Annotated in this window: 21 protein-coding genes; 4 read left to right on the forward strand and 17 right to left on the reverse strand. The window is 66.3% G+C overall.

Annotated elements, in window-relative coordinates:
- Positions 1–27: 27 nt before the first annotated feature.
- On the reverse strand, positions 28–504 hold the full coding sequence (gene ispF, locus VN634_00455; GenBank protein ID HXC49325.1) for a 2-C-methyl-D-erythritol 2,4-cyclodiphosphate synthase: 477 nt from the start codon (positions 502–504) through the stop codon (positions 28–30).
- A gap of 186 nt (positions 505–690) precedes the next feature.
- On the opposite strand from ispF, the gene VN634_00460 reads away from it, so the two are divergent.
- The 3 genes from VN634_00460 to thiE are packed head-to-tail and all read left to right on the forward strand — an operon-like array spanning position 691 to position 3,910.
- A complete protein-coding gene (locus VN634_00460) occupies positions 691–1,806 on the forward strand; it encodes an ATP-binding protein (protein HXC49326.1) in 1,116 nt (371 codons plus the stop codon).
- On the forward strand, positions 1,803–3,248 hold the full coding sequence (locus VN634_00465; GenBank protein ID HXC49327.1) for a sigma-54 dependent transcriptional regulator: 1,446 nt from the start codon (positions 1,803–1,805) through the stop codon (positions 3,246–3,248). Before VN634_00460 ends, VN634_00465 begins: the two co-directional genes overlap by 4 nt.
- Positions 3,245–3,910 carry a thiamine phosphate synthase gene (gene thiE, locus VN634_00470; GenBank protein HXC49328.1) on the forward strand — a complete coding sequence of 222 codons (666 nt, stop codon included), beginning with the start codon at positions 3,245–3,247 and terminating at the stop codon, positions 3,908–3,910. The genes VN634_00465 and thiE overlap by 4 nt, the downstream gene beginning before the upstream one ends.
- A 93-nt stretch (positions 3,911–4,003) precedes the next feature.
- Here thiE and dnaB read toward each other — a convergent pair whose 3' ends face one another.
- The 5 genes from dnaB to VN634_00495 form a co-directional block, all read right to left on the reverse strand.
- Positions 4,004–5,389 (reverse strand): replicative DNA helicase, encoded by a 1,386-nt coding sequence (dnaB, locus tag VN634_00475; protein ID HXC49329.1) that lies wholly within the window; start codon positions 5,387–5,389, stop codon positions 4,004–4,006.
- 192 nt (positions 5,390–5,581) lie between these two features.
- The gene (locus VN634_00480; GenBank protein HXC49330.1) at positions 5,582–6,328 is read right to left on the reverse strand and encodes a helical backbone metal receptor; all 747 of its coding nucleotides are present in this window, start codon (positions 6,326–6,328) and stop codon (positions 5,582–5,584) included.
- Between the two features lie 129 nt (positions 6,329–6,457).
- Entirely contained in the window at positions 6,458–7,645 is a 1,188-nt protein-coding gene (locus VN634_00485; GenBank protein HXC49331.1) for an acetyl-CoA C-acetyltransferase, read from the reverse strand.
- 97 nt (positions 7,646–7,742) lie between these two features.
- Positions 7,743–8,147, reverse strand: coding sequence for a cobalamin B12-binding domain-containing protein (locus VN634_00490; GenBank protein HXC49332.1), 405 nt, complete (start codon positions 8,145–8,147; stop codon positions 7,743–7,745).
- Positions 8,148–8,246: 99 nt separating this feature from the next.
- Entirely contained in the window at positions 8,247–9,860 is a 1,614-nt protein-coding gene (locus tag VN634_00495) for a methylmalonyl-CoA mutase family protein (protein ID HXC49333.1), read from the reverse strand.
- A gap of 134 nt (positions 9,861–9,994) precedes the next feature.
- Between VN634_00495 and VN634_00500 the strand changes: the two genes are divergently transcribed.
- Entirely contained in the window at positions 9,995–11,506 is a 1,512-nt protein-coding gene (locus tag VN634_00500; GenBank protein HXC49334.1) for a hypothetical protein, read from the forward strand.
- 90 nt (positions 11,507–11,596) lie between these two features.
- On the opposite strand, the gene glpX is transcribed toward VN634_00500, so the two are convergent.
- From glpX to VN634_00555, 11 genes are all read right to left on the reverse strand, one after another.
- The gene (gene glpX / locus VN634_00505; protein ID HXC49335.1) at positions 11,597–12,553 is read right to left on the reverse strand and encodes a class II fructose-bisphosphatase; all 957 of its coding nucleotides are present in this window, start codon (positions 12,551–12,553) and stop codon (positions 11,597–11,599) included.
- A 22-nt stretch (positions 12,554–12,575) separates the two neighbouring features.
- Positions 12,576–13,628, reverse strand: coding sequence for a threonine synthase (thrC, locus tag VN634_00510; protein HXC49336.1), 1,053 nt, complete (start codon positions 13,626–13,628; stop codon positions 12,576–12,578).
- A 214-nt stretch (positions 13,629–13,842) separates the two neighbouring features.
- Positions 13,843–15,162 carry a homoserine dehydrogenase gene (locus VN634_00515; protein ID HXC49337.1) on the reverse strand — a complete coding sequence of 440 codons (1,320 nt, stop codon included), beginning with the start codon at positions 15,160–15,162 and terminating at the stop codon, positions 13,843–13,845.
- 121 nt (positions 15,163–15,283) lie between these two features.
- Positions 15,284–16,210: a lipoyl synthase gene (gene lipA / locus VN634_00520; GenBank protein HXC49338.1), complete on the reverse strand. Its 927-nt coding sequence runs from the start codon at positions 16,208–16,210 to the stop codon at positions 15,284–15,286.
- Between the two features lie 118 nt (positions 16,211–16,328).
- Positions 16,329–17,885 carry a hypothetical protein gene (locus tag VN634_00525; GenBank protein ID HXC49339.1) on the reverse strand — a complete coding sequence of 519 codons (1,557 nt, stop codon included), beginning with the start codon at positions 17,883–17,885 and terminating at the stop codon, positions 16,329–16,331.
- 159 nt (positions 17,886–18,044) lie between these two features.
- Complete coding sequence (gene recG, locus VN634_00530; protein ID HXC49340.1) at positions 18,045–20,363, reverse strand: ATP-dependent DNA helicase RecG; 2,319 nt, start codon at positions 20,361–20,363, stop codon at positions 18,045–18,047.
- Complete coding sequence (locus VN634_00535; GenBank protein ID HXC49341.1) at positions 20,254–21,354, reverse strand: NAD(P)/FAD-dependent oxidoreductase; 1,101 nt, start codon at positions 21,352–21,354, stop codon at positions 20,254–20,256. The genes recG and VN634_00535 overlap by 110 nt, the downstream gene beginning before the upstream one ends.
- Positions 21,351–23,153: a fatty acyl-AMP ligase gene (locus VN634_00540; GenBank protein ID HXC49342.1), complete on the reverse strand. Its 1,803-nt coding sequence runs from the start codon at positions 23,151–23,153 to the stop codon at positions 21,351–21,353. Before VN634_00540 ends, VN634_00535 begins: the two co-directional genes overlap by 4 nt.
- Positions 23,150–23,389, reverse strand: a complete 240-nt coding sequence (locus tag VN634_00545) for an acyl carrier protein (GenBank protein HXC49343.1) — start codon at positions 23,387–23,389, stop codon at positions 23,150–23,152. The genes VN634_00540 and VN634_00545 overlap by 4 nt, the downstream gene beginning before the upstream one ends.
- The gene (locus VN634_00550; GenBank protein ID HXC49344.1) at positions 23,367–23,909 is read right to left on the reverse strand and encodes an isoprenylcysteine carboxylmethyltransferase family protein; all 543 of its coding nucleotides are present in this window, start codon (positions 23,907–23,909) and stop codon (positions 23,367–23,369) included. The genes VN634_00545 and VN634_00550 overlap by 23 nt, the downstream gene beginning before the upstream one ends.
- Entirely contained in the window at positions 23,906–25,033 is a 1,128-nt protein-coding gene (locus tag VN634_00555; protein ID HXC49345.1) for a 3-oxoacyl-[acyl-carrier-protein] synthase III C-terminal domain-containing protein, read from the reverse strand. Before VN634_00555 ends, VN634_00550 begins: the two co-directional genes overlap by 4 nt.
- Positions 25,034–25,051 lie beyond the last annotated feature (18 nt).

Genomic DNA, 25,051 nt, shown 5'->3' on the forward strand with positions numbered 1-25,051 from the left:
TAGCGCAAGGCAACGAAGTGCGAGCGCTCAGGCTAGCTCGACGAGCACTGTGGCAAGCGATGCCACCGCGGCGGATTCGCCGACCGGCCCGATGCCGTCGCTGGTTTTTGCCTTGATCGAGAGAACATCGGTGCCGACGCGGAGCTCGTTCGCCATCGCGCTGCGCATGGCCTCGATATGGGGCGCGAGCCGGGGTTTTTCGATGACGATCGTCACGTCGGCGCTGACGATCGTGGCATGTTTTGCCGCGAGACGATCGCGCACTTCGGCGAGAAAGACCGACGAGCGGGCGTCCTTCCACCTCATGTCGTTCGACGGGAAGAACACTCCCATGTCGCCGAGACCCGCGGCCGAAAGCAGCGCATCGCACAGTGCGTGGGCCGCGACATCGCCGTCGCTGTGTCCGAGTGAGCCGCGATCGAACGGGATCTCGATGAGCCCGAGCCACAGCGGCCGGCCCGCGACGAGCCGATGGATGTCATAGCCCTGACCAATGCGCAGCATGCGAGCCCTCCCGGCCTGCGATCCGTGAAACCGGGACGGCCCCGGTTTTTCCTGCACGACGAGCGGCACGACAAAAGCCGGTGCTTTCCAGCCGTTATCGCAAAACCGTCGTTTTGAGGCGCGCGAGAGCATGGTAGCATCCCGCCGTCTGCGACTTCGAGCCTTCCGAAGCCGCGTACGTCGCACGTGACGTCCGAGGATTCCATCCGCACCGCCGATCACGAAGCGGTGCTGGCGAGCTTGCTCGAAGCAGTTGTGGCCTTTGGCCCCGGCGGACAGGTGAACTTCGTTAATCCCGCGGCCGAGTCCCTGCTCAGCCGTTCCGGCCGCACGCTGATCGGCCGCGACCTTTCCAACGTCTTCCGCTCCACACCCTGGATTGCCGAAATGCTGCGCCGGCTTGGCCCCGAGCATCCGGTGGTTCGCGAACAGGGTGAGCTCGTGCTGTCGAACGGCAACGTTCCGGTGCTGGCCGAGGCATCGCTGGTTCCCGAGCGCGAAGCGATCGAGACCGCCGGCACGCTCGTGCTCTACGACCTGACCCGGCGCGGCGAGCTTCAGAATCAGGAAAATCAGCGCCGGCGCGTCGCCGAGCTCGACCGCATGGCCGCCCAGTTCGCCCATGAGATCAACAACCCGCTCTCGGGCATTCGCGGCGCAGCGCAGCTCCTCGGCCGCAAGCTCGCCGAGCGCCACGACCTGGTCGAATACACCGAGCTGATCGTTCGCCAGGTCGATCGCCTGAGCGAGCTCGTCGAAGCCCTGATGGCGCTCGAAGCTCCCGTGCTGCGCAAGCAGCCGGTCAACGTCCATCGCATCATGGACGAGCTCATGCTGCTCGAGCGCAGCTCGGCCGACCAGCGCGGCATCGTGTTCGAAGCCGAGTTCGATCCGAGCCTGCCCGAAGTCAGCGGCGATCCCGCACGGCTCGAGCAGCTGTTCCTGAACATCCTGCGCAATGCGGTCGCGCACTGTCCGCCTTCTCTCGGACGGATCCGCGTCGCTACCAGGATGGACAATTCGTTTTATGTGGACCGTAACTCCGAACGCGTCTCGTTTCTGAGCGTGTCGATTGCCGACAACGGACCGGGTCTGGACGAGGAGGCGCTCGAGAACTGTTTCTCGCCGCTGTTCTCGCGCAGGCCGGGAGGTCACGGCATGGGACTGGCGATCGCGGGGGCGATCGCGATGGCTCACGACGGACGCATTCGCGCAGCAAACGTTCCCGGCGGCGGAGCCATTTTCCATGTCAGCCTTCCGCTGGCCCGCACGCGTGAACCGATCAAAGGAGAACATCCGTGACGACCCTAAGAAAGGGCACCGCGCTCGTCGTCGACGACGAGGCCGATGTACGCAAGGTGATCGGCGACGCGCTGACCGAAACCGGCTGCACCGTGATGACGGCCGGAGACGCCGAAAGCGCGCTCGAGATCCTCGACCAGGGCGGAGTGGATCTCGCATTCGTCGACATCAATCTCGGACGTGCGAGCGGATTCGACATTCTCGATTCCGTGCGCAAGCGCGGAACCAGCACCGACATCGTCGTCATCACCGGCAAGGCCTCGGTCGCCAACGCGATCGAAGCGACCCGTCGCGGCGCGTACGACTACGTGACCAAACCGTTCGACATCGACCACCTGATCTCGCTCGCGCAGCGGATTCTCGACAGCCGCGCCGCCGTGCGCTCGCTGCCGGAGCCCGTCGCGAGCACCGAGCCCGCGGCGAAGGCGGAGATCGTCGGCCAGTCCGCGGCGATGCAGGAGGTCTACAAGATCATTGGCCGCATGGCCTCGAGCCCGACGACGGTGCTCATCCAGGGCGAAAGCGGCACCGGCAAGGAAGTCGTCGCGCGTGCGATCCACGCATATTCGACGCGCGCCGAGGGGCCGTTCGTTGCGGTCAACTGCTCGGCGATTCCCGCGGACCTGCTCGAAAGCGAAATGTTCGGACACGAGCGTGGTGCATTCACCGGTGCGACCGAGCGCCGCATCGGCAAATTCGAACAGGCCAGGAACGGTACGCTGTTTCTCGACGAAGTCAGCGACATGCCGCTCGCGCTTCAGGCCAAGCTTCTGCGCGTGCTGCAGGAACGCGAGTTCTCGCGCGTCGGCGGTCACGAGCTGCTGCCGGCCGAATGCCGCGTGCTCGCGGCAACCAACCGCGGCCTGGAAAGCGAAGTCGAAGCCGGCCGCTTCCGCGAAGACCTGTACTTCCGGCTGAAGGTCGTCGTGATCGACCTGCCGCCGCTTCGCGAGCGCCGCCAGGACATCCCCGACCTCGTCCGCCATTTCCTCGATCGCATCAATGCGCGCGAGCGCTTCAAGGTGAAAGGCGTTTCCGCCGAAGCCATGTCGCTGCTGGTCGAGCAGCACTGGAAGGGCAACGTCCGCGAGCTCGAGAACGTGCTGCTGCGGGCATCGGCGCTCGCGCCCGATCGCGTGCTCGGCGTCTCCGACCTTCCCATCAAGCCGCGCACCAGCGCACCGGTCATGGATTTGTCGGTGCCGCTGACCGACATTCTCAGCGCCAAGATCCGCGAGATGCTGGCTTCGTTCGGCACCGCGGAGCCGCGCGACCTGCATGCGCGCGTGCTCGCGATGGTCGAAAAGCCGTTGTTCGAAGCGGTGCTCGAATCGACCGGCGGCAACCAGCTGAAGGCCGCCGACATCCTCGGGATCAACCGCAACACGCTGCGCAAGAAAATCACCGACTACGGCATCTCGCTGTCGCGCGCACGGACGTGACGGCACCGGCCTTTCGCCTTCCGCGCTTCTATCCGATCGTCAATGTTGCCGATGCAGGCGACGCTGCGATCGAGCGGGCGTACCGCACGGCGGCCCATCTTGCCGGCTGCGGCGTCGCGCTGATGCAGCTTCGCGCCAAGCCGCTTGGCGGCGGCGCGATGACGGCGCTCGCGAAGAGACTGGTTGAAGCGTTCGGTGCCGGCGGCGTAGCGCTCATCGTCAACGATCGCGCCGACGTCGCGGCGGCGTCCGGCGCCGCGGGCGTGCACGTCGGCGACGAGGATCTGCCGGTCGATGCTGCGCGGCGGGTTCTGTCGGCGGCGGGCAGCGCATCGATCGTCGGCTATTCCACGCACAGCGTGGCGGAGGCGATCGCCGCATCTTCCTTCGATGCGGACTACCTCGGCTTCGGACCGGTTTTCGACAGCCCGACAAAAGCCGGCGTGCGCGACGCGCGCGGGCTCGAGCTGCTCGCCGAAGTCTGTCGGATGGCGACGCTTCCCGTGGTTGCGATCGGCGGGATCACGCTGGAGACGGCGCCGCTCTGCTGGAAGGCAGGCGCCGAAAGCGTCGCGGTGATCAGCGATCTCGAACGGGTTGGGGATCTGCGCGCACGCGTCGCCGAGTGGCAGCGGTCCGCGCGCGAATTCTCGCCGGAGTGATCGGCGCGGCACGTGAGCGCACGGTCAAATGTCGGCGCCGCAACCCGTCGCCATCGCCAACATTCCCCGGGGGAATGTTGCAGCAGGGACCCACTACTCGTACCGCCCTCCCCCGTATCCGGCCGGCGACGACGCATCCTCGCGCGTGCTGAAGTTCCGGAACCGCGCGAACGCCTTGTCGAACATCAGCCGCACTGTTCCGGTCGGTCCGTTACGCTGCTTCGCGATGATGATTTCTGCGACACCCGGCTCGGGCGTGTCGGCATTGTACTGCTCGTCGCGGTAAAGGAAGACGATGACGTCGGCGTCCTGCTCGAGTGCGCCCGATTCGCGGAGATCGGCCATGCCGGGGCGCTTGTCGGCGCGCTGCTCGACCTGACGGTTGAGCTGCGAGAGCGCTACGATCGGCACGCTCAGCTCCTTCGCCAGCGCCTTGAGCGACCGGGAGATCGCCGAGATCTCCTGTTCACGGCTGTCCTCACCGGTGCCGCGCATCAGCTGGAGGTAGTCGATGATGATCAGGCCGAGTCCCGCCTGCGCGTCGTGCTTGAGCCGCCGCGCCTTCGCGCGGATCTCGAGCACGGTCTGCGCAGCCGTATCGTCGATGTAGATCGGCGCGCCGCCGAGCTTGCCCGCCGTCAGCGCGATGTTCTTGATGTCGCGATCGTGAAGGTTTCCGGTACGCACGCGCGAGTTGTCGATCTCCGCCTGCGAGCACAGCATGCGCATCACGAGCTGGTCCGAGCTCATTTCCATCGAGAAGATCGCAACACCGACGTTGCTCTCGCCGGCGGCGTATTCGGCGATATTCAGACAGAAGGCGGTCTTCCCCATACTCGGTCTGCCCGCCACGATGATCAGATCCGACGGCTGCAGCCCTGCCGTCTTGTGGTCGAGATCGTAGTATCCGGTCGCAACGCCCGTTACGTCGGACTTGCGCTCGAACAGCATCTCGATGCGCTCGACCGTCGGCCCGATCAGCGTATCGATGCGCCGCAGCGCGGTTCCCGAATGATCGGACGACAGCTCGAAGATCGCCTGCTCGGCCTTGTCGAGAAACTCGCGCGTCGCGCCGCGCGACTCGTACGCACCGGTCAGGATCTCGGATGACGTACGGATCAGCCGGCGCAGGATCGATTTGTCATGGATCAGCCGCGCGTAGTGGTCGACGTTGGCCGCCGTCACGACTTTTTCGGCAAGCTCGACCAGATAGGCCGTGCCGCCCACGCGCTGCAGCTCTCCGGAGTGCTTGAGCGCTTCGGTCACGGTGATCACGTCAGCCGGCCGCGCCTGCGCCTGCAGCGAGCTGATCGCCGCGAAGATGCGGGCATGCCGCTCGGCATAGAAATCGGTGGCGACCACCAGGTCGGCGATGCGGTCGAACGCGTCCGAATCGGTCAGCAGCGCGCCAAGGACGGACTCCTCGGCTTCCTGGCTGTGCGGCGGAACGCGGGTGTAGGCGGCTTTGTTCTCGTCCATGAGCGGGCGATTCTGCGACGAACGCGCGGGCCCGGAAAATGACGCACGCGGTATGATCCCGCGGGACCCCGTGAAGCGTCATCACAAAGCTGTCGATAAACTGTGGACCCGGGCCGCGAACTGACTGACGGCGCTCGCCGTTCGTGCGCGCACAGCGTTGCGCACAGCGAACGCACAGGTGCCGTGCGTTTCTCAGCCCGCGCCGCGAACGGCGCGCGAGAGCCGCTCGATCGCGCCGGGAATCCTCGGGCCGTACCAGGCGAGGTCCTTGCCGTCGATGAGCAGGTAGCGGGCGTCGAGGCCGCCCGCCCGCAGCTCGTCGGCATGGCGCTCTTCGAAGACGAACGGCTCGTCGGGAAGGACGATGAGCTCCGGGGCCGCGGCGAGGACTTCGTCGATCGTGATCTCGAAGAAGTCCGGTCCAGCGCGATCGCCGAAGACATTCCGACATCCCGATCGCTCGAGCATGTCGCCAATGTAGGTCGCGCGGCGAAACGTCATCCACGGTTTGCGCCAGATCGGGCAGAACGTCGCGACGCCCTGGCCTCCGCTGCCGGCGTGCGCGGCAGCGATCGAATCCCGGCATCGCTGGGCAAGCTCGGCGCCGCGGGCAGTCGCACCGCACGCTGCTCCGAGCTCTTCGAGCATGTCGGCCGCGTCGGCGACCGTGCACGGATGCGTAACGTGCAGCCGGATCCCGGCCGCCTCGATCGCGCGGCAATCCTCGAGACGGTTTTCTTCCTTGTTGACGATGACGAGGTCGGGCCGCAGCTCGATGATGCGAGCCACGTCGGGATTCTTGGTGCCGCCGACGGCTTCGATCTTTTCGACGACGTCCGGCGGCTCGGTGCACCAGCGCGTGCGGCCGACAATCGCATCGGCAAGGCCGAAGTCGATCAGTGTCTCCGTCAGGCTCGGCACGAGCGAAACGATCCGCATGATGCACCAGAGATCCGGCGACAGGATCGTTGCCGGAGAAGAGGATCGAAAAAAGGGGACAGGCTTTCTGTTTTCGACGATCGCGAAAACACTACATTTTTTTAAATGTACCTGTCCCCTTTTTTGTTTTCAGGCTGCGCGCTCGACGACCATCGAGATGCCCTGCCCTCCGCCGATGCAGAGCGACGCAAGGCCGAGCGACACGTTGCGCTTCTTCATCGCGTGCAGCAGCGTCACGAGGACGCGCGCGCCGCTGGCACCGATCGGATGACCGAGCGCGACCGCGCCGCCGTTGACGTTGACCTTGGCGGCTTCGATGCCGAGCTCGGCGAGTACGCCGAGCGACTGCGCGGCGAACGCCTCGTTGAGCTCCCACAGGCCGATGTCGTTCTTCTTGATGCCGGTTCGCTTGAGCACTTTCTCCGACGCAGGCCACGGGCCCATGCCCATGATCGCCGGGTCGACGCCGGCAGCAGCCGCGCCGAGGATGTACGCGATCGGCGTCAGCTTCTCGGCCTTGGCGCGCGCCTCCGACATGACGACGAGCGCAGCTGCGCCGTCGTTGATTCCGGACGCGTTGCCGGCGGTGACGCTGCCGTCTTTCTTGAACGCCGGGCGTAGCTTCGAGAGCGTCTCCTCGGTGGTGTTGCCGCGAACGTATTCGTCCTTGGTCACGCGGATCGGGTCGCCTTTCTTCTGCGGAATCTCGACGGCGAAGATCTCTTCGTCGAACGCGCCGCTGGCCTGCGCGGCCGCAGCCTTCTGCTGGCTCGCTGCGGAGAACGCATCCTGCGCCTCGCGCGTGATGCCGTACTTGGCGGCGATGTTCTCTGCAGTGATTCCCATGTGCGTGAACGTGATCGGGCACGTAAGCCCGTCGGCGATCATCGAATCGATGATCTGCTCGTGGCCCATGCGGTAGCCGGTGCGCGCCTTGGCGAGAAGGTACGGCGCGAGCGTCATGTTCTCCATGCCGCCGGCGATGACGCACTCGGCCTCGCCCGTCAGGATCGACTGGGCGGCCAGCGCGACGGCCTTGAGGCCGGAGCCGCAGGCCTTGTTCACGCCGAAGCTCGGAACTTCCTTCGGGACTCCGCCCTTGAGGGCTGCGACGCGCGCGGCGTTCAGTCCGAGGTTCGCGGCAAGAACGTTGCCGAGGATCACTTCGTCAACCGACGCGGGGTCGATCCCGGCGCGGCTGATCGCTTCGGCGATCGCAAGGCCACCGAGCTCCGGTGCCGGCTTGTCCGCAAATGCTCCCTGGAAGCTTCCGATGGCGGTGCGGGTTGCGCTGACGATGACTGCTCTGCTGCTCACGACTTGGTCCTCCTGCTTTCTGCCGTGCGGCTCGCTCACGATGCCGCCGGCGCCCGGAAGCACGGTGATCGCGCTTCCAACGTTCTGCATCCGCGCGTCAGGCGCGGGCGTCGATGTTCGTACGAATCCAGTCGACGATGTCCTTGGTGCTCGCTCCGGGCGTGAAGATTTCCTTGATCCCGAGCGACTTGAGCTCGGCGATGTCCTCCTCCGGCACGATGCCGCCGCCGAAGATCGGAATGTCGCCCACGCCCTTTTCCTTCATCAACGTAAGAATGCGCGGGAACAATGTCATGTGCGCGCCCGAAAGAATGGACAGGCCCACGCAGTCGACGTCTTCCTGGACGGCGGTCTCGGCGATCATCTCCGGCGTCTGGTGGAGACCCGTATAGATGACCTCGAAGCCGGCATCGCGCAGCGCGCGCGCGATGATCTTCGCGCCGCGGTCGTGGCCGTCGAGGCCGGGTTTTGCCACCAGAATTCTCAGAACCTTGTCGGACACAATCGTTTTCCTTTGTCGGCTGTCGCCCGGTCGCCGCCGGTTGCGATGCCGCGTTCAACTGTCGTCGTCATGCCGGCCGCGCAGTCGGCCGGCGCATTCTCAAACCGTCGCGGGATCCTGGTAGATGCCGAAGACTTCGCGATAGACGTCCGAAATCTCGCCGACGGTCACGCCTTCGCGCACGGCTTCGATGACCGGCGGCATCAGGTTGCGGTCCTCGCGCGCCGCGCTGCGCACGGCTTCGATGCGCTCGGCGACTTTCTTCGCATTGCGGCCCGCCTTGAAGGCCGAGACTTTCTCGCGCTGCTCCTTCTCGAGGCCGCGGTCGATGCGCAGGATCTCGAGCGCCTTGCCGTCTTCCATCGTGTAGCCGTTGACGCCGACGGTGATGTACTCGTTTTCGTCGATCGACTGCTGGAATGCGTATGCGGCGTCGGCGATCTCGGCCTGCGGATAGCCGATCTCGATCGCGCGCACGATGCCGCCGAGATCGTCGATGCGGCGGATGTACTCCTCGGCCTCGCGCTCCATGCGGTCGGTGAGCGCTTCGATCGCATAGCTGCCGCCGAGCGGGTCGACGGTGTTCACGATGCCGCTTTCCTCGGCGAGGATCTGCTGCGTGCGCAGCGCGACGGTGACCGCCTCTTCCGACGGAAGCGCGAGCGTTTCGTCGAGCGAATTGGTGTGCAGCGACTGCACTCCGGCCAGAACCGCGGCCAGCGCCTGCACGGTGACGCGAACGACGTTGTTGAGCGGCTGCTGCGCGGTCAGCGAAACTCCCGACGTCTGCGCGTGCGTGCGCATCAGGCAGGCGCGGTCGGTCTTGGCGCCGAAGCGCTCGCGCATGATGCGCGCCCACAGGCGCCGCGCCGCGCGGATCTTGGCGATCTCTTCGAGGAAGTCGTTGTGGATGTTGAAGAAGAACGACAGGCGCGGTCCGAAGTCGTCCGGGTCAAGCCCGCGCTTGACGGCCGCGTCGACGTAACCGATCCCGTCGGCGAGCGTGAACGCGAGCTCCTGGACCGCCGTCGAGCCGGCTTCGCGGATATGGTAGCCGCTGATCGATACCGGATGCCACTTCGGCGCTTCCTTCATGCAGAACTCGATCATGTCGGTCACGATCCGCAGCGACGGCTCGGGCGGACTGATCCATTCCTTCTGCGCGATGAACTCCTTGAACATGTCGTTCTGGATGGTGCCGCCGAGGTTCTTCCACGAGCACCCTTGGCGCTCGCCGACCACGAGGTACATCGCAAGCAGCACCGAGGCCGAGCAGTTGACCGTCATCGAGGTCGTCACCTCGTCGAGACGGATCCCGTCGAACAGCACCAGCATGTCTTCGATCGTCGAGACGGCGACGCCTTCGCGACCGACTTCGCCCTCGGCGCGGGCGTGGTCGGCGTCGTAGCCCATCAGCGTCGGCATATCGAAAGCGGTCGAAAGGCCGGCGGCTCCGTGGGCGAGCAGGTACTTGAAGCGCTCGTTGGTGTCGGCGGCGCTGCCGAAGCCCGCGAACTGGCGCATCGTCCACGGCTTGGTCCGGTACATCGTCGGGTAGACGCCGCGCGTGAACGGATAACGGCCGGGCTCCCCGACCTCGCCCGCGGCGTCGCCGGCGCGGTAGCACTCCTCGAGCTCCATGCCGGAGATCGTCGAGTGCTTTGGCCGAACCTGCCGTGGTTCGATCGTGCGTGCCGTGTTCGAATCGCGCATGGCTGTCTCCAACAAGATACCGGCAACATACCCCGGAATACCGGGGCGCAAGCCTGAAAGGACGCGGGAGCATAGCCGGGGAAAATCTTGAGGACAATCGAGGCGATGGGGGTGATTGTGCTAGACGCTCGATGATGACGACGCATCGCCCGGCCGGCCGGACCCTTGCACCGGGACTTGTGCGCGCGGCCATCATTTCGATCGCCGCGCTCGGCGTGCTGCTTCGTCTGCGCCAGTACCTGTTCAATCGCTCGCTCTGGTACGACGAGGCCCTGCTTGCCGAGCATGTCGCCGAGTCCGGCTTCGCGCAGCTTCTCGACGCCATCAACGGCGCGCCGTTCGCGTTCCTCGCAGCCGCCAGGGCCCTGATCCTCGCGCTCGGCCGCCACGACTGGGCGCTGAGGCTCGTTCCGCTGGTCGCCGGCCTGCTGACGCTCGAGCTCGCCAGGCGACTCGCCGACAGGGCGTTTCGCCACGCGCCGGCCCGCCTTCTGTTTCTCGCGCTGTGCGCCTTCGCAGCGCCGCTCGTCTTCTATGCGTCCGAGTTCAAACCCTACGCAGTCGATGTCTGCGTCGCGCTGCTCGTCTATCTGCTCGGCGCCGGGTTCGTCGTCCGCGACCCCGACCGGCACTCGGTGGTCATGCTTGCGCTCGCCGGAGCGGCCGCGGTGTGGCTGTCGTGGGCGAGCGTCTTCGTACTTGCGGCTGTAGGCTTGACGCTGTGGGTCGAGGCCGTCTTTGCACGCGACCGCCGGGCGATGCTGGTGCTGGCCGCAATCGGCGTCGCATGGATCGCGAGCTTCGGCGCAAGTTATGTCGCGTCACTGTCGACACTTACCGGCAATTCGTTTCTCGACTCGTACTGGACGTCGGCCTACGCACCGTCGCCGCTCGTAAACCCCGGGTGGTACCGCGACAGCGCGCTCGGCCTCGTGCGCCTTGCGTTCGAATCCGCCGGACCGATCGGCATGAATCCGAATCCGTCGTGGTGGTCCGCGGCCAACGTTGCAATCGCCGCGCTCGCCGCAGCCGGGTTCGCGTGCCTGCTGAAAAGCTCGCCGCGGCTGTTCGCGTTCGCGCTGGTGTCGATCGCGGCAACCGTGCTCGCGTCCGGTTTGCATGCGTACCCGTTCAGCGGCCGGCTGATCCTGTTTCTGGTTCCGGCAGTCTTCCTTGCGCTTTCGGCGCTGGTCGATTCGCTGGCGTCCCTGCGCCCTCCGCTCGGCTTTGTCGCGATCGCCGTCGCGCTTGCGCTCACCGGCGCGGAGCTTCGCGAAGCTCTGCCGGTCGCATGGAAACCGTTCGACTGGTTCGACATCAAGGGCGCGCTCGAATTCGTGCGGGCGAAGCGCGTCGATGGCGATCGTGTGGCCATCAGCGTCTGGAGCCGCTACGCGTGGAGCTTTTATGCTCCGGAGTTCGGTCTTGACGGGCTTCCGATCGTGATCCGGATACCGTCCGAGCAAGGCGCAGGAGCGTTCCTGCGCGAAGCACAGGAGCAGGGGATCCACGGGCGAGTGTGGATCGTCTTCAGCCATCGCTTCAACGAACGCTTTCGCTTCTTCTCGGTCGTCGACACGAAGGCGAAGCGCCTCGCGTCGTGGGAAGGAGTCGGCGCCGGCGCCTACCTCGTCGACCTTCCATAGAAATCGGGGACAGACACTGTTTTCACGAAATCGGGGACAGACACCGATTGCGTCGCGCGCAATCGGTGTCTGTCCCCGATTTTTCGCGCGTCAGTATTCGGGCTTGTAGTCGAACTTGTGGATGGTCGTCAGGTAGCGAACCGTTCGCGATTGCGAGCGCATCACCACCGAGTGGCTGACCGCGCCGCCCTTGAAGAACTTGACGCCCTCGAGGAACGTTCCGTCGGTTACGCCGGTTGCCGCAAGCAGCACATGGCCGCGCACCATCTCGTCGACGCCGAGCTTGCGCGACGGGTCCTTGATGCCGATCTCGTAGAGCTCGTCGCGGTCGGCCGCACTGCGCGGCACGAAGCGGCACTGCATGAATCCGCCGAGGCCTTTGAGAGCCGCCGCGCTCAGCACGCCCTGCGTGGCGCCACCGGCACCGAGAAGCATGTCGACCCCGGCGTCTTCCTTTGCGGTCGCCATCGCAGCGGCCACGTCGCCGTGCGGAATCAGCCGCACGCGGGCTCCGGCCTCGCGCACCTGCTCGATCAGCGTATCGTGCCGCGGCCGGTCGAGGATGACGACGGTGAGGTCCTCGACGTAGCAGCTTCGGGCTTCGGCGAGCCGCTTCAGGTTCTCTAGCGGAGAGCGGTCGAGATCGACGACGCCGTGCCCGTCGGGGCCGGTCGCGATCTTGTCCATGTACGTTCCGGCCGGGCAGCGAAGAATGCAGCCCGGATCGGCGAGCGCCATGATCGACATCGCGTTGGGGCCGCCGAGTGCGCAGCTCACCCCGCCTTCGAGCGGGTCGACGGCAACGTCGACTTCGGCGCCGGACGTGCCGAGACGGCTTCCGCACGATAGCGGATCTGCACCGCTTCCGTCCGGATCGCCAAGGACGATCTCGCCCTGGAACGCTCCGATCGACGAGAACGCGTGGTGGATGGCCTGCGCCGCGATGCGCTCGGGCGCCATCTCGTCGCCGCGCCCGTTCTCGCGCGCAGCCGCGAGCGCAGCAGCTTCGGTTACACGGACGAGCTCGAGTGCAAGGTTTCTTTCCATCTGGCCGCCGGGCGGACGCCGATCAGATTCCCATCGCTTCGAGCACCGTATCGATGTCGGCGCGCACACGCAGCGGCTCCGGACACGACTTGATGGCGTTGTGGGGATCCTTGAGGCCGTGGCCCGTAAGCGTGCAGACTATCACAGCGCCCGGCTCGATGCGTCCACTGTCGGCGAGCTTCTTGAGCCCGGCGATCGATGCGGCCGAGGCCGGCTCGGCAAAGACGCCCTCGCTCGAAGCGAGCAGCTTGTACGCGTGCATGATCTCGTCGTCGGTCACCGCCTCGATCACCCCGCCCGACTCATTGCGGGCGGCCTCGGCGCGTTTCCAGCTGACGGGGTTCCCGATCCGGATGGCCGTCGCGATGGTTTCCGGCTCGGCGACCGGATGTCCGAGCACGATCGGCGCCGAGCCGGCCGCCTGGAAGCCCATCATCTTCGGCCGCGACGTGACCACGGCGTCGTGGAAGTACTCGCTGTAGCCCATCCAGTAGGCGGTGATGTTGCCGGCATTGCCGACCGGAAGGATGTGGTAGTCGGGTGCCCGCCCGAGCGTGTCGCAGATTTCGAACGCCGCGGTCTTCTGGCCCTGCAGCCGGTGCGGGTTGATCGAATTGACGACGGTGACCCGCCGGCGCTCGGCAACGCCCGAAACCATCCGGTATGCGTCGTCGAAATTGCCTTGTATGGCGAGGACTTTTGCGCCGTGTATCACCGCCTGGCTGAGCTTTCCCATGGCGATGTTGCCGTCGGGAATGATCACGAAGCAGTCGAGGCCCGCGCGTGCGGCGTAGGCTGCTGCCGAGGCCGAGGTGTTGCCGGTCGACGCACAGATGACCGCGGTCGCGCCCTCGGCCACGGCCATCGTGATGGCCATCGTCATGCCCCTGTCCTTGAACGAACAGGTCGGGTTCAGACCCTCGTATTTGACGTAGACGCGGGCGGAGAGACCGAGCTTCTCGGCGAGCCGCGGGACCTCGATCAACGGGGTGTTGCCCTCGTGCAGCGTGACGGGCTCGACGTCCTCGATCGGCAGTCGGTCGCGGTAATACTCGATCAGTCCGGGCCAGCTCATCGTCGTTTTCTTGAGTCCGTCAGAGGGTCGAAATCGTTGATAAAGACAGCGCCGGCCGCCGGTGCGCGTCATCGCGAACCCGGCCAGAGGCCCCGATCGCGTACGGCCAGCGCCTCTTCTACTGGCTCGGTGGTTTCGCTCAAGTCGTACGCCTGCGCACTCGCCACCACGCGGTCTGGAACCGCGGAGACGCCGCGCACGCAGGTCGGGCCGGCTATTCTCCGAGCGTCTCCTCGACGCGGATCACGACCGGCTTGCCGCGAACCTCGTCGATCTTTGCGATCCGCGCCAGCGCTTTGGAGAGCGCCCCCTCCTTCGTGCGATGGAGCCGCATCACGACCGGTACAACCCCTTTGCTCGGCTTCTCGTGCTGCGCGACGGTCGCGATGCTGACGCCCGCCCTGGCGAGGATCGTCGTGATCTTGGCAAGCGCGCCCGGCTTGTCGCTGAGCTGCAGCCGCATGTAGTGCTCGTGCTCGGTGCCGGCCATGTCGATGATGCGCGCTTTGGTGAGCGTGGACGCTGGCAGGCCGTACGGCGGCACCAGCGGCGGCCGGCCCGCGATCAGCGCGCGGCCCGCATCGATGATGTCGGCTACGACCGCAGTTGCCGTCGGCATCATGCCGGCGCCGCGGCCGTAGTAGATGGACGTGCCGAGCGCACTGCCGCGAAGACAGACCGCGTTGAACGGTCCGTCCACTTTCGCGAGCAGATGATTGTTGGGAACCATCGCCGGATGCACGCGCGCTTCGACTCCGGTCGGAGTTTCGCGCGCCACGGCGAGCAGCTTGATCGTGTAACCGAAGTCGCGGGCGTAGGCCATGTCGACGCCGCTGACGCTGCGGATGCCCTCGACGTGCACGGCCTTCGGATCGACGAGCTTTCCGAATGCGAGCGCGGCCAGGATCACGAGCTTGTGCAGCGAGTCGAGACCGTCGACGTCGTAGCTCGGGTCGGCTTCGGCAAGGCCCATCTTCTGCGCGCGCGCGAGCACATCGGCGAATTCGCCGTTGCCCGCGGCCATCTCGGTCAGGATGAAGTTGCAGGTGCCGTTGACGATGCCGTAGACCTCGAGGTTGCGGTCGCCGGCGAGCGATTCGCGAAGTGCGCGAATGATCGGGATGCCGCCGCCGACGCTCGCTTCGAAACCTAGCGCGATGCCGGCCTTCTCGGCCGCACCGGCAAGCTCGACGCCGTGCGCGGAGAGCACCGCCTTGTTGGCCGTCACGACCGGTTTTCCGGCCTTGAGGGCTTCCAGCTGAAACGTGCGCGCCGGCTCGAGACCGCCGATCAGCTCGACGACGACATCCACGGACGGATCCGCGATGAGCTCGCGCGCGCTGGTCGTCAGAACATCCTTCGGAACCTTGATGCCGCGATCGGTCTTGATGTCGAGGTCCGCGATGCGCGCAAGGCGAAGCGGCACGCCGAGCCGCGTGCGAATCCCGGCCGCATGCTCGCGCAGCACCCGCACCACCCCGGTCCCGATCGTCCCGAAACCAATGAGCCCAACCCCGATGTCTTTCTTCGCCACGTCCGATCCTTGAAATCGCTGCATTTTTTAAAAGGGACCAGGTACATTTTTCGCGGATCGGCGCTCCGCGCTTGAAGGGATTTTGTGACGCCGTTCTAGCCGGGATGGCGTCCGGCTTCCATCAGGCGGGGCGACGCTCGTCTTGCGCGATGGTCCGTTTTCCGGCCGGTTCCGCTGCCGCCGCCGCGAACAGCCGATCGGCGCGGTACGACGATCGCACGAGCGGACCGGCTGCGACCTCGCGAAAGCCAAGCGCGCGGGCGATCGCCGCCAGCTCGTCGAACTCGGCCGGCTCGTAATAGCGCGAGACAGGGCGCTGCTCGCGCGTCGGCCGCAGATACTGGCCGATCGTCACGAGCTCGCAGCCGACGCCGCGCAGGTCCGTAAGCGTCTCGACGAGGTCCTCGCGCGTTTCGCCGAAACCGACCATCACGCCGGACTTGACGACGCCATGGCCGTCGCGTTCGGAGATCTCTCTTGCGAGGCCGAGCACTTCGAGCGAGCGTTCGTAGCGCGCGCGGCCGCGCACTTCGGGCGTCAGGCGCCGGACCGTTTCGATGTTGTGGCCGAAAACTTCCGGGCGCGCGGCCATCACTGTTTCGACGAGCTCGGCGCGCCCGTTGAAGTCGGCGGTCAGCACTTCGACTTCGACTCCGTCGATCCGCCCCTTGATCGCTTCGACCGTGCGCGCGAAGTGCCCCGCGCCTTCGTCGTCGAGATCGTCGCGCGCAACCTGCGTGAGCACCACGTATTTCAGTCCGAGCGCAGCGGCGGTGTCGGCGACGCGCTTCGGCTCCTCGGGATCGGGAGCTGCACCGCGGCCCGTCTTCACCGAGCAGAACGAGCAGCGGCGCGTGCAGTTCTCACCGAGGATCATGAACGTGGCCGTGCCCGCCGAGAAGCACTCGCCGATGTTCGGACAGCGGGCCTGTTCGCAGACGGTGACGAGCTTGCCGGCGCGCAGGCGGCGCTTGAGGTCGTCGGTGGCGCCGAGGCGGCGGGTTTCGCCGAGGACCCAGGACGGCAGCCGTTGCGATGTCGAGCTCACGCAACGCTTATAGAAGCGGGCTCCGCGGCAGCAAAACAGCAACGGGTACGGTTTTACCGAAAGCCCGGCGCGGCCTGTGCATAGAGGACGGCGTGGAGCCGACAGCGGGCCGTGACGATCACCGGGCCCCGCCTTTCGCGAGATACTGGCCGTCGAGGTTCCTGCTGGTGCCGTCCGCGTCGAACTGCGTATCGAAGCATGCGCCGCTACTCACCTGAAGCTGCGCGCGCAGCATCGACGGCAGCGCGGCGTGCGGAAGCCCGAAAGCGCTCGCCGCCAGACCAGCGCCCTTTCCCGCCACGGAAATCATCGCTTGGCCATCGTCGCCCGTACGCATCGAGATTGCCGTGATCCCGTCCGCGTTCCCGACCGTGTCCTTGTACGAAACTTTTTCGCCGTCACTGTTCCAGCAAGGCGGCTCGAGACAGCTTCCCGCGGGTGGAACGACTGCCTGGAACAGTCTCGACGGCGGATCGGTCGAGACGTCGAAGATGCACAGCGCGATCTCGCTTGTCGTCGCCGGATCGCCAAAATCGAGAATATTGGTGGCCTCGCCGTTCTTCCATTGCCAGCGCAGCTTGTCCTTGTCGTCGGGCGATTTGTCGGAGATCTGCAGCTTGCTGCTGGAGGACCTCATGGATGCGTGACAGTCGGTTCTCGGACCGACCACGCAGCCCTCGCCGGCGCTGTACACGAAACAAGCGGGACATGCGTAACCACCACTCTGGCAGATCTCGTCGTGGCAAATCTCGTCCGTGGTGGAATCGTCACCGTCGTCGCAGTTGAAGCCGTCCGGAAGCCCCGTGCAGTCGCTGAGGTCGCATCCGCTGACATCGCAACGGGCGCCTTGCTCGCTGGACGAAAAACTTACGCACCCGTGCGGCGGCGACGAGTAGCTGTGTCCGCTGCCCGAGAACGTAAGATTGTCGAGCGCGGCGGTGCCGGTGAAGTCGGAAGATATCGCACAGAAACCCTGACGTACCGTCTTCACCAGATTGATCGTCCCAGTGGCGGTATCGATGGTGCCTACCCTCGATGGAACCTCCCCCGGATCCTGGCTCGTGCCGAACTCCTCGACGACGCCCATGCGCTGAATGAAACGCAGCTGGGAGACATGGTGAAACCCGAAGTCCGGGAGATCGACGCTGTCGCGCCAGATCCCGGTCAGATTGACGCAGGACGGTGTGGCACATCCGCCTCCGCAGATGCCGGCGCTGCAGGTCTCGCCCTGCGTGCAGTCGTTGCGATCGTCGCAAGACGCCGCATCGGCCGACGGCGTGCACACCGACGGCTCGCCGGCACATGCAAAACACGGCTCGATCCGGCATTCGGAGTCGCAGCCGTCGCCATCTTCGGCGTCCCCGTCGAAACACTCGCAGCGCGTGAAATAGCGATGCGTGACGGTGAACCCGATTCCGCTTTGGCCATCCAGCACATCTCCCGCACCGACCGCAGCGAGTGCGAGGTTATACGAAGACGAAGTGGTGGATGTGGCCGAAAGAAACGTCCCGTCGAACGTTCCTTCGAAGTCGACGGTCGTGCTGTTTTCGGTCCAGATGACCGAGATCGCCGTCCCGCTCTGAACGATGTCGGCAAAGATTCCCGGCGTCGCCGAAGCAACGTGCCAGTGACCGGTGAGATCCGTCGCGCCAGCAGCACTGGCCGCAGCGAGCACCAGCGCCGGAACAATGGGCCAATGACGACGGAGACGAAGGGCGTGGCCGAGGGACCTCGGGAGCGACATCAACCGGTAGTACCACCCTTCGCTCCGCAGAGTCCATGACGAATGACGGGATGTGTGTGCCGGGCGACACACTCTGCCTTGCTCGCCGCCCTAGCCGACTTCGGCCAGATCAAGCAGCCCCGACCAGCGCGCGCGCAGCACGCGGCGCAACTCTTTCGACTCCGGCGTCTCGAGCTTCGGATCGTGCGCGAGCCACGCCAGTGCCTCGATGCGTGCGAGCGCGAGCAGCTCGCCGTCGCGCACGAGATTTGCCGCGCGAAGCGCCGGCGTCCCTGACTGCCGCGTGCCCAGATACTCGCCCGGCCCGCGCAGCTTGAGATCCGCCTCGGCAATCGCAAAGCCGTCACCGGTCGCTTCCATTACCGACAGCCTCTCGAACGACTCGCGGCTCTGCCCGACGTCGGCCACCAGGCAGCAGAACGATTCCTGCGACCCGCGCCCTACCCGCCCGCGAAGCTGATGAAGCTGCGCGAGCCCGAAGCGCTCGGCATGCTCGATCACCATGATCGTCGCATTCGGCACGTCGATGCCGACTTCGATGACGGTCGTTGCAACCAGCACGTGAAGCTCCCCGGCCTTGAAGCGCCGCATGACGGCGTCCTTCTCGCTCGGCTTCATGCGCCCGTGCAGCAGCCCGACGCGAAACTCGCGGAACGGCCCCTGCTGCAGCTGCTCGGCCATGCTCGTGGCATCGGCCAGATCCATCGTCTCGGATTCTTCGACGAGCGGATAGACCACGTAACACTGGCGGCCTTCGCGCATCGCCGCCGCCATGCGCGCATACAGCCGAGGACGGGCGGTCGTGCGCATCACGCGCGTCTGCACCGGCTGCCGTCCGGGCGGGAGCTCGTCGAGCACGCTGACGTCGAGATCTCCGTAGAGCGTAAGCGACAATGTGCGCGGAATCGGCGTGGCGGAAAGCAGCAGCGTGTCCGCACGAACGCCCTTGCGACCGTCCGCACCGACCGCCGACGTCTGGATGGCCTGGCGCTGCGCAACGCCGAAGCGATGCTGCTCGTCGACGATCGCGAGCCCGAGGCGCGCGAACGACGTGGACTCCTGGATCAGCGCATGTGTGCCGATGACCAGGTCGGTGTGTCCCGACGCGACCGCCTCGCGGATCTCACGCGCCGCCGCGGCCTTGAGGCCTCCGGTCAGCAGGCGGATGTCGATCTTCTCCGCATCGGCCCACGCGCGCATCGTCGCGAAATGCTGCTCGGCCAGAAGCTCGGTCGGTGCCATCACGGCCACCTGATAGCCGGCAGCAATGGCCTGGATTGCCGCCGCGAACGCGACCACCGTCTTGCCGCTGCCGACGTCACCCTGAACCAGCCGGCTCATCGGCTCGGGCCGCGCCATGTCGGCGGCAATTTCGTGCGTCACCTTCTTCTGTGCGCGCGTGGCTTCGAACGGAAGGCTCGAAAAGTAACGCCGCAGGCGATCGTCCGCGCGCGGGATGACGAGGCCCGGCTGATGCCGGCGCTCGGACTTGCGCAGCGACATGCCGACCTGAAGCGAGAACAGCTCCTCGAAGATGAGGCTGCGATGCGCCGGCGTGACGGAAGCGGCGAGCGCATCCACGTCCGCATCGGCCGGCGGCTCGTGCACGTAGCGGAGCGCATCGGCGACCGGCATCAGGCGAAGCCGCGAGCGCACAGCCTTCGGCACGGCGCTCTCGACGAACGGCGCGTACTTGGCGCTGACCTGCATGATGATCCGCCGCATCGCCGCGACCGGAATGTCGCCGGGCTTCTGATAGACCGAAAGAATCCGCGCGACGCCGGCCGGAATCTCGCCGGCGCTCGCCCCGCCGTCGCCCGCGTCGAGCTTCTCGATTTCGGGATGCACGATCTGAAGCCCGCCACGCGGCGCCGGCTCGACGCGCCCATGCACGAGCCACAGCGCTCCGCCTTTCAGCTTGTCGCGAAAGTACGCGGCCTGCTGGAACCACAACAGCTCGGCCCATCCGCTGTCGTCGGTCAGCAATGCATGAAGGATCGATCCGCGGCGGCCGGGACGCCGGTGCTCGCGTACCGCAGTGATTTTTCCGACCAGCGTCGCGTCGCCGCCGACTGCGGCCTCGCGAAGCGTGACGATCCTGCGGCGATCCTCGTAGCGGAACGGCAGATGGAACAGCAGGTCCTCGAACGTGCGAAGGCCGGCCTTCTCGAGCATCTCTCCGCGCTTCGGACCGACGCCTTTGAGAAACTGGACAGAGTCTTCGAGCGCCACGTTCGTTCCTGCCTGACAGGCGGTGTAGCTGAGTCGCAGCCGGGAAGTCGAACGAGGTGGGACGGCGCTATGCCGGTGTCTGCACGGTTCGGCCGGCCTTGCCGGCGACCGGTTCGTCCTTTGCGCCGAGCGAATCCAGGATCGAGTCGAACAGCGACGGAACGCGGCAGAGCGCAGGCATCATCAGGTGGCGAAGCGGTGACCGCCGAAGCGCGAGCAGCGCGGTCGTGCTCCACCAGTAACGGCGCACGAGCCGGCGCCACGACGCTTCGTACGCCGGCACCTGACCATGAGTGATTGCATCGACGGCCGCGACCGCGGCGACGAAACCGAGCCGCAGCCCTTCGCCGGTGATCGGGTCGAGATAGCCCGCTGCGTCTCCGGCGAGAAGCACGCGTCCGTCGACGACGCGCTTCGCGCGCTGCTCGAACGGACCGGCACCACGCACGGTCGAACATGGAGAGGCTCCGGCAAGACGACCGGCAAGCTCGGGAAGACGGACGAGCAGGTCGTCCATCGCCGGCGCGCCGATGGCGAGTGAGCGCTCGTCGAACAGCATCGCGACGCCGACTTCGTCGTCGGCCACCGGCGTGACGTAGGCTTCGCCGAGCTCCTGCCAGTGGACCTCGACGAATTCGCTCCATGGCTGCACGCGAAAATGCTGCCGCAGGCCGTAGCGTTTCGTGCGATGACGCGGCGGATCCTCGAGCTCGAGGCGCCGGCGGATGCCGGAGCGGAGCCCGTCGCACGCAAGAACGTAGCGCGTGCGCATTCCGTCGACGCTAACGCTATCGTCGTTCTGCTCGATCTGCTGCACGCGGTGCGCGATCACCGGGATCGCGAGCTGCCGCATGCGTTCGGTGAGTGCACGGTGAAGCTCGGTTCTTCGCACTCCCCAGCCGGGACCGTCCGAGAACTTTCCTTCGGCCCGCGAAGCGCCTTCGACGTAGCGAATGCCAAGGAACGGGTACTTGCGCTCGATGCGTACGCCGGCGCGCTCGAGCGCACAGACTGCCGCCGGCATCAGGCCTTCGCCGCACGCCTTGTCGAGAACTCCGGGCCGCGCTTCGAGCACGGCCACGTCGAGTCCGGCCTGCGCGGCTTCGATCGCCGCATAAAGACCAACCGGGCCTCCGCCGGCGACCAGCAGGTCACGGCCCGGCGTCATGCCGAGCCGCCGCCGGCGCCTGCGCGGCTTCGAAGGTATCCCGCAGCGCTGCGCAGCATCGCCGACGCAATCGTCCGCAGTCCGACGGCGTCGGGTGGATCGAGCGATCCCTCTTTCCACAGCCGGAGCGTTTCGCTGCGGCGGATCTTTCCGGACGACGTGCGCGGCAACGTTCCGGGAGCGAGCACGACGACATCGTCGGGCGCGACACCACAGGCGGCGAGCACGGCTTCACGGCACTCGGCTTCCAGCTCCTCGTGCGGCTCACGGGCCTCGACGAACAGCACGAGCGTCTCGCCGTCCGCATGCAGATCGGCGACTGCTGCCGCACAGCCGGTCCGCACGCCGGAAACCGCATCGACGGCACGCTCGAGATCCTGCGGCGCGTGATTCTGTCCGCGCAGCACCAGCATGTCTTTTGCCCGGCCGGTTACGTAAAGCTCGCCGCCGTCGAGAAAACCGAGATCGCCGGTGTCGAGCCATCCGGCGCAAATCGGCGCATCGCTGCGCCCGTAGTATCCCTTCATCACCGACGGTCCGCGCACGTGAATGCGGCCGACACGCCGCTCGCCGAGAACCTCGCCGCCGTCGCTGCGAATCTCGAGGGCAAAGCCGGGAAGCGGCGCGCCGCAGCTTACCCATTCGCTGACGCCGGAGCCCGGCTCGTCGGTCGCGCCGCAAGCCGGCTCTTTCGTCGCGTTCGAATCGCGCGCGCCTAGCGGTCTGGCGATGCCGCGGCCAAGCAGCCGCGCATCCAGACGAAGGCTCTTCCAGCCTGTCCCCGGCCTGGTAAACGTGACTGCAAGTGTCGCTTCGGAAAGCCCGTAGACGGGCATCATCGCATCGTTGCGGAAACCCCAGCGCGCGAACCGCTCCTCGAAGCGGCGGATGGTCCGCGCCGACAACGGCTCGGCGCCGTTCATCGCAAGGCGCCAGCACGACAGGTCGCAGCCGTCCATCTCGTCGTCGCGGATGCGATCGACACACAAGCTGTACGCAAAATTGGGAGCCGGTGAAGTCGTCGCGCGATACCGGGAGATTGCCCGGAGCCAGACCGACGGACGCGCAAGGAACAACTCGGGTGGAATCAGCGTGAGCGGCCCCGGCCCGAGCAGCGCCGGCAGCAGGCAGCCGACGAGACCCATGTCGTGATAGAGCGGCAGCCAGCTCACACCGGACGGCACCAGCTCTTCGAACGGACGCGACGCCGCAAACACCGACGCCGTGATGCGCTCGGCGTTGGCGAGCATCTGCGCATGGGTGAGCGCGACCGGCTTCGGATCGGTCGTCGTTCCCGAAGAAAACTGGATCATCGCGATCTCGTCCGCGGCCGACGGCATCGCGTCGCACGGCGAGCCGCTGCGGAGCCCCTTCACGTCGCGGAATCCGAGCCGCGGCCGGTACTGCACGATGGTCTCGCCGAGCACGCGGCCGATCCGCGAATCGGTGTAGAGAGCCGCTGCACCGACCGCTCTCAGCATCGATGCGGCGCGGGCATGATACTCCTCGAGCCGGCCGAGGCGGACCGGCGGATAGAGCGCGACCGGAATCGCACCGATCCACTGTGCGGCGAAGAACAGGTCGAGAAACTCGGGGCAGGTCGGCAGCACGATGGCTACCCGGTCACCGGCGCGAATTCCCTGGTCATGGAGCGCACTGGCGGTGGTCGCGACGCGCTGCCGCAGGTCCGCAAGCGGCACCCACGTCGGGTTCTCGTGGCGGTCGAGGAAGCGATAGCCGAATCGCGCCGGATCCGAAGCCGCAGCACGCTCGATGACGTCGGGAAGCGTCGGGTTCACGCGGCCTCCGCTGTCTTGCTCGCAATCGTCCGCAGGAGATCGTCGAAGTCGACGATCGTCTCCTCGTCCTCGGGCTCGAAGCAGATGTGAAAGCGATCCTCGATCGCAACGATCAGCGACATGCGCTGGAGCGAGTCGAGATGGCGCTCGAGCGGCCCGCGCGGAACGGGGCCCTCCCACTTCACTTCGTCGAGAAGAATGGCGAGCACGGCTTCACGAACCTGTTCCGGCTTCATGGAGTCCTCCTTGTCCGAGCATATGGAGCGCGCGATTCTCGGAGAGGAGCCGCGTGCGAAGCAGGAATGCGTTGGCGATCGTAAATACCGTCGCGGTCAGCCATGCGCCTGAGACGGCCGGCAGCGCGATGCCTTCGAGCACCACGGCGAGATAGTTCGGATGAGGGAGCCACCGGTATGGCCCCGATGTCACCCGCTTCAGTCCCGGCACCACGATCACGCGTGTGTTCCACTGGCGACCGAGCGTCGTGATGCACCACCACCGCAGCGCCTGGCAACCGATCGCGACCGGCAATGCCACCGGCCATATGCTCGATAGCGCCGCGCGTCCGCGCAACCACGGCTCCACGACACAGCCGATGAGAAACGCGGTGTGAAGCGCCACCATGACCGGGAAATGCTCGCGTCCGACCTCGCGTCCGCCGCGCGCGAAGCTCCACTTCGCATTCGCGGTGCTCACGATCATCTCGAGGACGCGCTCGGCAGCGGTGAGCGCGAGAAGAACGTAGTAGACGCTCACCACTCCACCAGCACGAGCTCCGAGCAGAAGCCCGGCCCGAGCGCGAGCATCAGGCCTTTGGTCCCCCGCGCCGGTCGTGCGCCGGCGATCGTGTCGCGAAGCACGAACAGCACCGACGAGCTCGACATGTTGCCGACTTCCGCGAGCGAGCGCCGCGTGATGGAGAGCTCTCCGCTCGACAGCCCGAGCGCATCCTCGAACGCGTCGAGAACCTTCGGGCCGCCGGGGTGGCAGATCCACGACCGGATCTCTTCGCGCCCGACGCCGACGTCGCGGAGAAACCCGCTCACATCCTCGGCGAGAAAGTTGCGCACCACATCCGGTACGCCGGCCGACAGCACGATGCGGAATCCGGAATCGCCGACGTCCCAGCCCATCACGCGCTCGGTATTGGGATAGAATCGCGAGCGCGTCGCGAGCACGCGTGGCCCGCATGCCGAACGCAGCGTCGCGGCGCGAGTGTTGCCGGTCATCACGACGGCGGCGGCACCGTCGCCGAACAGCCCGCTGGCAATCAGGTTCGGGATCGAAAGGTCGTCACGCTGAAGCGTAAGCGAGCACAGCTCGAGAGAGACCAGCACGGCAACGTGCTCGGGCCAGGCAAGAAGATAATCGTGGACGCGCGCGATTCCGGCAGCACCGGCAACGCAGCCGAGTCCGAAGATCGGGATCCGCTTGACGTCGGGACGCATCCCGAGACGATTGATCAGCCGGGCGTCGATCGACGGCACGGCAATTCCCGTGACGCTGGTGAAAAAAACGCAATCGACATCGGCGGGCGCAAGGCCCGCGAGGCGGAGCGCCTCGCCCAGCGCCTCGGCGGCGACGTCGGTGCCGACGCGAACGTACGCATCGTTGGCATCGCCGAAGCCGGCGAGCTTCGGGTAGTCCTCGATCGCAAGCGCGAGGTAGCGTTCTCCTACGCAGACCGAGCGGTGCAGGCTCTCGAGACGCGCGGGGTTGTGATGCTGCGCGCCCCAGTACGTGCGGATCGCTCCCAGAAGCTCATCCTGGGAGTAGTGATTGGGCGGATGCGCGCCGGCGACCGCAACGATGGACGTCGCCCGGTCCGCAGAAAGACGAGGCAGCGATTGTGGCAGCGCGTCGAGCGTAGCTTCCAGCATCGGTCTGTATCCTCCGCC

This window comes from Candidatus Limnocylindrales bacterium (assembly GCA_035571835.1).
Taxonomy (GTDB): domain Bacteria; phylum Desulfobacterota; class Binatia; order UBA1149; family CAITLU01; genus DATNBU01.

What these genes read in the sequence shown, in the direction of transcription:
- ispF (HXC49325.1), bottom strand. Translation starts at nt 504, where the DNA reads ATGCTGCGCATTGGTCAGGGCTATGACATCCATCGGCTCGTCGCGGGC.
- dnaB (HXC49329.1), bottom strand. Translation starts at nt 5,389, where the DNA reads ATGGACGAGAACAAAGCCGCCTACACCCGCGTTCCGCCGCACAGCCAG.
- VN634_00480 (HXC49330.1), bottom strand. Translation starts at nt 6,328, where the DNA reads ATGCGGATCGTTTCGCTCGTGCCGAGCCTGACGGAGACACTGATCGAC.
- VN634_00495 (HXC49333.1), bottom strand. Translation starts at nt 9,860, where the DNA reads ATGCGCGATTCGAACACGGCACGCACGATCGAACCACGGCAGGTTCGG.
- VN634_00500 (HXC49334.1), top strand. Translation starts at nt 9,995, where the DNA reads ATGACGACGCATCGCCCGGCCGGCCGGACCCTTGCACCGGGACTTGTG.
- glpX (HXC49335.1), bottom strand. Translation starts at nt 12,553, where the DNA reads ATGGAAAGAAACCTTGCACTCGAGCTCGTCCGTGTAACCGAAGCTGCT.
- thrC (HXC49336.1), bottom strand. Translation starts at nt 13,628, where the DNA reads ATGAGCTGGCCCGGACTGATCGAGTATTACCGCGACCGACTGCCGATC.
- VN634_00535 (HXC49341.1), bottom strand. Translation starts at nt 21,354, where the DNA reads ATGACGCCGGGCCGTGACCTGCTGGTCGCCGGCGGAGGCCCGGTTGGT.
- VN634_00545 (HXC49343.1), bottom strand. Translation starts at nt 23,389, where the DNA reads ATGAAGCCGGAACAGGTTCGTGAAGCCGTGCTCGCCATTCTTCTCGAC.
- VN634_00555 (HXC49345.1), bottom strand. Translation starts at nt 25,033, where the DNA reads ATGCTGGAAGCTACGCTCGACGCGCTGCCACAATCGCTGCCTCGTCTT.